This window comes from Streptomyces sp. MB09-02B, assembly GCF_033794485.1.
Taxonomy (GTDB): Bacteria; Actinomycetota; Actinomycetes; order Streptomycetales; family Streptomycetaceae; genus Streptomyces.
In genome coordinates this window covers 1-5,651 of the sequence record NZ_JARGEE010000520.1, presented here as the reverse complement: position 1 = coordinate 5,651, position 5,651 = coordinate 1, and the positions used below count along the sequence as shown (strand labels likewise).

Genomic DNA, 5,651 nt, shown 5'->3' with positions numbered 1-5,651 from the left:
AACCAGGTTTGGTATAGGGGGGAGGGGAGGGGGCGGTGCGGCCGCTTCGAGGCGGGCGCACAGGCGTTCCCAGACGGCGGCGACCTCGTCCTCGTCGTACTGGCGGAGCACGTTCGCCGCCCGGATGAGGGTCGGGCGGCCCGGTACGGGTACCTCGAAGCCGCCGTGCCGGAAGGTCAGGCCCTCGCACGCGTAGGGCTTGGCCGCAGTGACCCTGGCCGGGTCGATCTCGACGCCGACGACCTGGGTGCGGGGTGCCGCCGTGCGGAGGCGGTGGAGCAGTTCGACGGCGGTCCAGGGGGCGGCGCCGTAGCCGAGGTCGACGGCGAGGGGGGTGTCGGCGCGACGGAGTGTGGCACCGTGCGTCGCCGCGATCCAGCGGTCCATGCGGCGCAGCCGGTTGGGGTTGGTGGTGCCGCGCGTCACGGTGCCGACTGGTCTTGCCATGAGGTGAGCGTATGTCGGCCTCCCGGGGCCGTGTTCCCGGCGTGCTCCACTCCCCATGCGCTCGAACGGTTGAGCGAAGCTCGGTAATAATTGTGCAAAGGGGAAATGGAACAGCCTCCTCCGGTGTTCCCCCTCCCGAGAGGGACCCCATGCCCTCCCAACGGCATGCCCGGAGCGAGGAGGAACGCCACGTGAGCCACTACGTCAGCAGGCTCGGGCGACGCTCCCCGGCCGGCGCGGGGCGGCTGCGGCTGCACCGGAAGCCCCGCCGGGTCGCGATGCTCTCGGTGCACACGTCACCGCTGCACCAGCCCGGCACGGGCGACGCGGGCGGGATGAACGTCTACATCGTGGAACTGGCGCAGCGGCTGGCCGCCCACGGCATCGAGGTGGAGATCTTCACGCGGGCCACGACCGGCGCCCTGCCCCCCAGGGTCGAGCTGGCGCCCGGCGTCCTGGTCCGGCACGTGGACGCGGGCCCGTACGAGGGGCTGGCCAAGGAGGAACTCCCGGCCCAGCTCTGCGCCTTCACGCACGGGGTGATGCAGGCCTGGGCGGGCCACCGCCCCGGCCACTACGACCTGGTCCACTCGCACTACTGGCTCTCCGGGCACGTCGGCTGGCTCGCCGCCGAACGCTGGGGCGTCCCCCTGGTGCACGCCATGCACACGATGGCCAAGGTCAAGAACGCCGCGCTCGCCGCCGACGACACCCCCGAACCCGCCGCCCGCGTCATCGGCGAGACCCAGATCGTCCGCGCCGCCGACCGCCTCATAGCGAACACGGCCGAGGAGGCCGACGAACTCGTACGCCACTACGAGGCCGACCCGGCCAAGGTCGCCGTCGTCCACCCGGGCGTCAACCTCGACCGTTTCCGTCCCGCCGACGGCCGCGCCGCGGCGAGGGCCCGGCTCGGTCTGCCCCCGGACGCCCTGGTCCCCCTCTTCGCCGGCCGTATCCAGCCCCTGAAGGCCCCTGACGTCCTCCTCCGCGCCGTCGCCGTCCTCCTCGCCGAGCGCCCCGAGCTGCGGTCGAGGATCGTCGTGCCGGTGGTCGGCGGCCCGAGCGGCAGCGGGCTCGCCAAGCCGGAGGGGTTGCAGAAGCTGGCCGCGCGGCTCGGCATCGCCGACGTCGTACGGTTCCGGCCGCCCGTCGGGCAGGAGCAGCTCGCGGACTGGTTCCGGGCGGCGTCCGTGCTGGTCATGCCGTCGTACAGCGAGTCCTTCGGGCTGGTGGCCATCGAGGCGCAGGCGGCCGGTACGCCGGTGCTGGCGGCCTCGGTCGGCGGCCTCCCGGTCGCCGTGCGGGACGGGGAGACGGGGTTCCTGGTCCAGGGCCACGATCCCGCCGCGTACGCGCGCGTACTGCGCGATTTCGCCGACGCCCCCGACCTGCCGGCCCGGATGGGCGCGGCCGCCGCCCGCCACGCCGAGTCCTTCGGCTGGGACACCTCGGCCACCGCCACCGCGGACGTGTACACGGCGGCCATGCACGACCACCGCCGCCACGGGCTGCGAGCCCACTACGGCTGAGCCCACCTTCCCCGGGGCCGCCCCTGGCGAAGGCCTCCGCGCGGCTCCCCCGCCGGCCCGCTCGTACCGGCGGGTACCCTCGCCCCATGGCTGACGAAGCGTCGATCATCGAGCAGGTCCTCAACGAGGCCGAGCTGGAGTGGGAGAGCCCAGACCCCGGCTCCTACGTCGTGAAACTCCCCGGCACCCGCAAGCTCTCGACGACCGTCTCCCTCATCGTCGGCCGGCACTCCCTCTCCCTCAACGCCTTCGTGATCCGCCACCCCGACGAGAACGAGGCGGGCGTCCACCGCTGGCTCCTGGAGCGCAACCTCAAGCTGTACGGCGTGAGTTACGCCGTCGACCCGCTCGGCGACATCTACGTCACCGCCCGCTTGCCGCTCTCCGCCGTCACCCCCGAGGGTATCGACGGCCTCCTCGGCCAGGTCCTGGAAGCGGCCGACGGCGCCTTCAACACCCTCCTGGAACTGGGCTTCGCCTCGGCGATCCGCAAGGAGTACGCCTGGCGCGTCTCACGCGGCGAACCGACCCGCAATCTGGACGCGTTCAGCCATCTGACCCGAGACGTGGCGGCCGACCGTTCCGGTAACGGCCAGGGGTGACCCCCACCCACCGCCTGAAGTGCCGCGTCAGGTGCGCCTGGTCGTAGAATCCGGCCACCGCCGCCGCCTCGCTCGGCCGCATACCTTCCAACAGCAGCCGCCTGGCTCGCTCCACCCGCCGGGACATCAGGTACTGGTGCGGCGCGATCCCGAAGGCCGCGCCGAAAGCCCGTACGAGATGCGCGGGGTGGGCCTGGACCGTCCCCGCGGCCTCCTCCAACGTGATCCCGTCCGCGACCCGCTCGTCGAGGAGTTCGCGGAGCCGATGCGCGACGGTACGACCGCCGGGAGCGGTCCCGGACGTGCGCCCCGCCGCGCCCCCCGACGTGGGCGTCGGCCGCAGATGTCCCCGCAACCGTTCCCCGACCAGCGCCAGCCGGCTCTCCGCCTCCCACTCGTCGCCCGGGCGCGCGAGCGCCGCGTGCAACTGCCCCACCCGCCGCCGCAGTACGGGATCCCGCAGGTCAGGCCCGTCGACCGCCGCCCCCACCAGGCTCGCGTCCAGCGCGGCCAGGGGCCCGTCCGGGTCCAGGTACAGCACCCGCTTCCGGAATCCCCGCTCCGTCACCGGCGCCCCGTTGTGCGGCACGAACGGCGGCAGCAACGACACCGTGTCGTGAGGCGTCCCGTGTTCATGCCGGTCCAACTCGTACCGCACGGCCCCGTCGTCCACGATCAGCAGCGTCCACACGTCGTGCACATGCATCGGGTACGCGTACTCCGTGTAGTGCGCGTGGAAGACCTCGACGACACCGGGCACGCGCGGCCGCCAGGCGGTGACGTCACGCCGGGGGGAATCGGATGTCCGAGGGGAGCCGGATGTCCGAGAGGTGCCTGATGTCCGAGGGGAGTCGGATGTCCGAAGGGAGCCGGATGTCTGAGGGGAACCGGACCGCTGGGTACCCATGCAAAGAACGTACAAGACGGGGTCGTCCGGCGATCGGCAGTCTCATCCCATGAACAGCGACACGCTCGACGAGGCCTCCGGCGCGACCGCCGTGCCCTCCGTGGGTACGCCCCCCATGCGCTTCGACACCAAGATCGCCGTCCTCCTCCGCGACGACCTCGCGACCTGGCAGCGCCTCAACGTCACGTCCTTCCTGGTCAGCGGCATCGGCCAGAGGATCCCCGAGGTGATCGGCGAACCGTACGAGGACGCCGACGGGGTGGCCTACCTCCCGATGTTCCGGCAGCCGGTCCTCGTCTTCGAGGCCACGAAGGAGGTCCTGAAGGCGGCGCACGCGCGCGTACTGTCCCGAGCCCTCCCTCGCGCGCTCTTCACGTCCGACCTGTTCGCCACCGGCAACGACCGCGACAACCGGGCAGCCGTACGGTCCGTCGCGACGGGGGAGCTGGACCTGGTGGGGTTGGCGGTCTACGGCCCGCGCAACGGGGTGGACAAGGTGGTGAAGGGGGCGCGGATGCACCCGTGAGCCCGTCACGGAGGTCTCGGTGCTTCTCGGGTGCCTCTCGGGAGGAGGCCGCTGCCGCCTACTCAGACCGAACCGGCGGCCTCACCCACGACGGCTTGCCCCCCGGTGACCGACTTCTCGACGACCGACTCCTTGACGACCGACTCCTTGACGACCGGCTTCGCGACGACCGACTCGTCGACGACCGGCTTCGCGCCGACTGGCTCCCCGCCGCCCGGCTGCTCCACCGGTACGGCGACAACCTGAGCATCAGCCCCACCCCCACCCCCACCACCAGCCCCGTCCTCCGATTCCGGCATCCGACGCATCAGCGCCCAGTACCCGGCCCCCGCCACGGTCCCGATCACCGCGCACGCCCCCCACAGCCACTCCGCGCCCCACCGGTCGATGACGACGCCGGACATCAGCGGAGCGACCAGCGCGGCGACGGACCACGACATCGTGTACATGCCCTGGTAACGGCCGCGCCCCTGGGCGGGCGAGAGGCGGACGACGACACCGGTCTGCGTCGGCGCGTTGACGATCTCGGCGAGGGTCCAGACGCAGACGGTGAGGGCGAAGACCCCGATCGACCCGGCGAAGGCGGTGAGGCCGAAGCCGTACCCGGCGAGCACGGACGAGACCACGAGCAGGCGCCCCGGGTCCCGGTGCTCGACGAACCGGGTGACCGGGATCTGCAGGGCGACGATCAGCACCCCGTTGACGGCGATGGCGAGACCGTAGTCCGCCGGTGTGAAGCCCGCCTCGCCCATCGCGACCGGAAGCCCCACGGACCCCTGCTGGAAGATCAGCGCGACGAGGAAGGACAGCCCGACGACGCCCATGAACCGCCCGTCGCGGACTACGGTCCCGAGCCCGACCGCGTCCGTGGCGCCGGCCTTCCCCAGCGCAGTCCCGCTCTCCGGCCGGGACTCCGGCAGCTTCAGGAAGACGAGGATCGCGCAGGTCAGCGTCATCCCGGCCTCGATCAGGAATCCGGCGCGATAACTGACCTCGGCGATGAAGCCGGCGGCCATGGAGGAGACGGCGAAACCGAGGTTGATGGCCCAGTAGTTGAGGGAGAACGCGCGGACGCGGTCCTCGGGCCGGACGATGTCCGCCATCATCGCCTGCACGGCCGGGCGGGACGCGTTGCTGGCGGCGCCGACGAGGAAGGCGACGGCTGCGATCGCGACGGGATCCCGCACGAAACCGAGCAGCGCGACCGACAACGCTGTCGAGACCTGCGCGACGAGCAGCGTGGGCCGCCGCCCGAGCCGGTCGGCCATGACCCCGCCGCCGAGCGACGAGACGACGCCGCCGAGCCCGTGCAGCGAGGCGACGAGCCCGGCGTACGAGGCGGAGTACCCGCGGTCCAGTGTCAGGTACAGCGCCATGAAGGTCGCGACGAAGGCGCCGAGGCGGTTCACCAGGGTGCTGGTCCACAGCCACCAGAACTCGCGGGGCAGCCCCGACACCGTTTCCCGAACGGCACGTCTGGCAGCGACGAGCGGCATGGACTCCCCCGTGGACGTAAGCGGCTAAAGCAGTGAACACAACTTACGAACGCGAACGAGAAGGGAGCCACCCAATTAACAACCCCAGTCAACTGTCGAGGACACACGCCGACGGGACGGGGATGGGAACGACGGGGGCGG

The 5,651-nt window shown here is 71.9% G+C and carries 5 protein-coding genes and 1 pseudogene; 3 read left to right on the top strand and 3 right to left on the bottom strand.

What is annotated here, in order from left to right:
• Positions 1-447 (bottom strand): annotated as a pseudogene (locus P1P70_RS39595) (class I SAM-dependent methyltransferase); the annotation flags it as partial.
• Between the two features lie 191 nt (positions 448-638).
• On the opposite strand from P1P70_RS39595, the gene mshA reads away from it, so the two are divergent.
• Positions 639-1,979: a D-inositol-3-phosphate glycosyltransferase gene (mshA, locus tag P1P70_RS39590; RefSeq protein WP_319246530.1), complete on the top strand. Its 1,341-nt coding sequence runs from the start codon at positions 639-641 to the stop codon at positions 1,977-1,979.
• A gap of 86 nt (positions 1,980-2,065) precedes the next feature.
• Positions 2,066-2,581, top strand: coding sequence for a YbjN domain-containing protein (locus tag P1P70_RS39585; protein ID WP_319246527.1), 516 nt, complete (start codon positions 2,066-2,068; stop codon positions 2,579-2,581).
• On the opposite strand, the gene P1P70_RS39580 is transcribed toward P1P70_RS39585, so the two are convergent.
• The gene (locus tag P1P70_RS39580; protein ID WP_319246525.1) at positions 2,526-3,341 is read right to left on the bottom strand and encodes an AraC family transcriptional regulator; all 816 of its coding nucleotides are present in this window, start codon (positions 3,339-3,341) and stop codon (positions 2,526-2,528) included. The two genes, P1P70_RS39585 and P1P70_RS39580, sit on opposite strands and share 56 nt — an antisense overlap.
• Positions 3,342-3,537: 196 nt before the next feature.
• Between P1P70_RS39580 and P1P70_RS39575 the strand changes: the two genes are divergently transcribed.
• On the top strand, positions 3,538-4,014 hold the full coding sequence (locus P1P70_RS39575; protein WP_413471654.1) for a DUF2000 family protein: 477 nt from the start codon (positions 3,538-3,540) through the stop codon (positions 4,012-4,014).
• 62 nt (positions 4,015-4,076) lie between these two features.
• Here the strand turns inward: P1P70_RS39575 and P1P70_RS39570 are convergent, their stop codons facing one another.
• Positions 4,077-5,510: an MFS transporter gene (locus tag P1P70_RS39570; protein WP_319246522.1), complete on the bottom strand. Its 1,434-nt coding sequence runs from the start codon at positions 5,508-5,510 to the stop codon at positions 4,077-4,079.
• Positions 5,511-5,651: the final 141 nt, after the last annotated feature.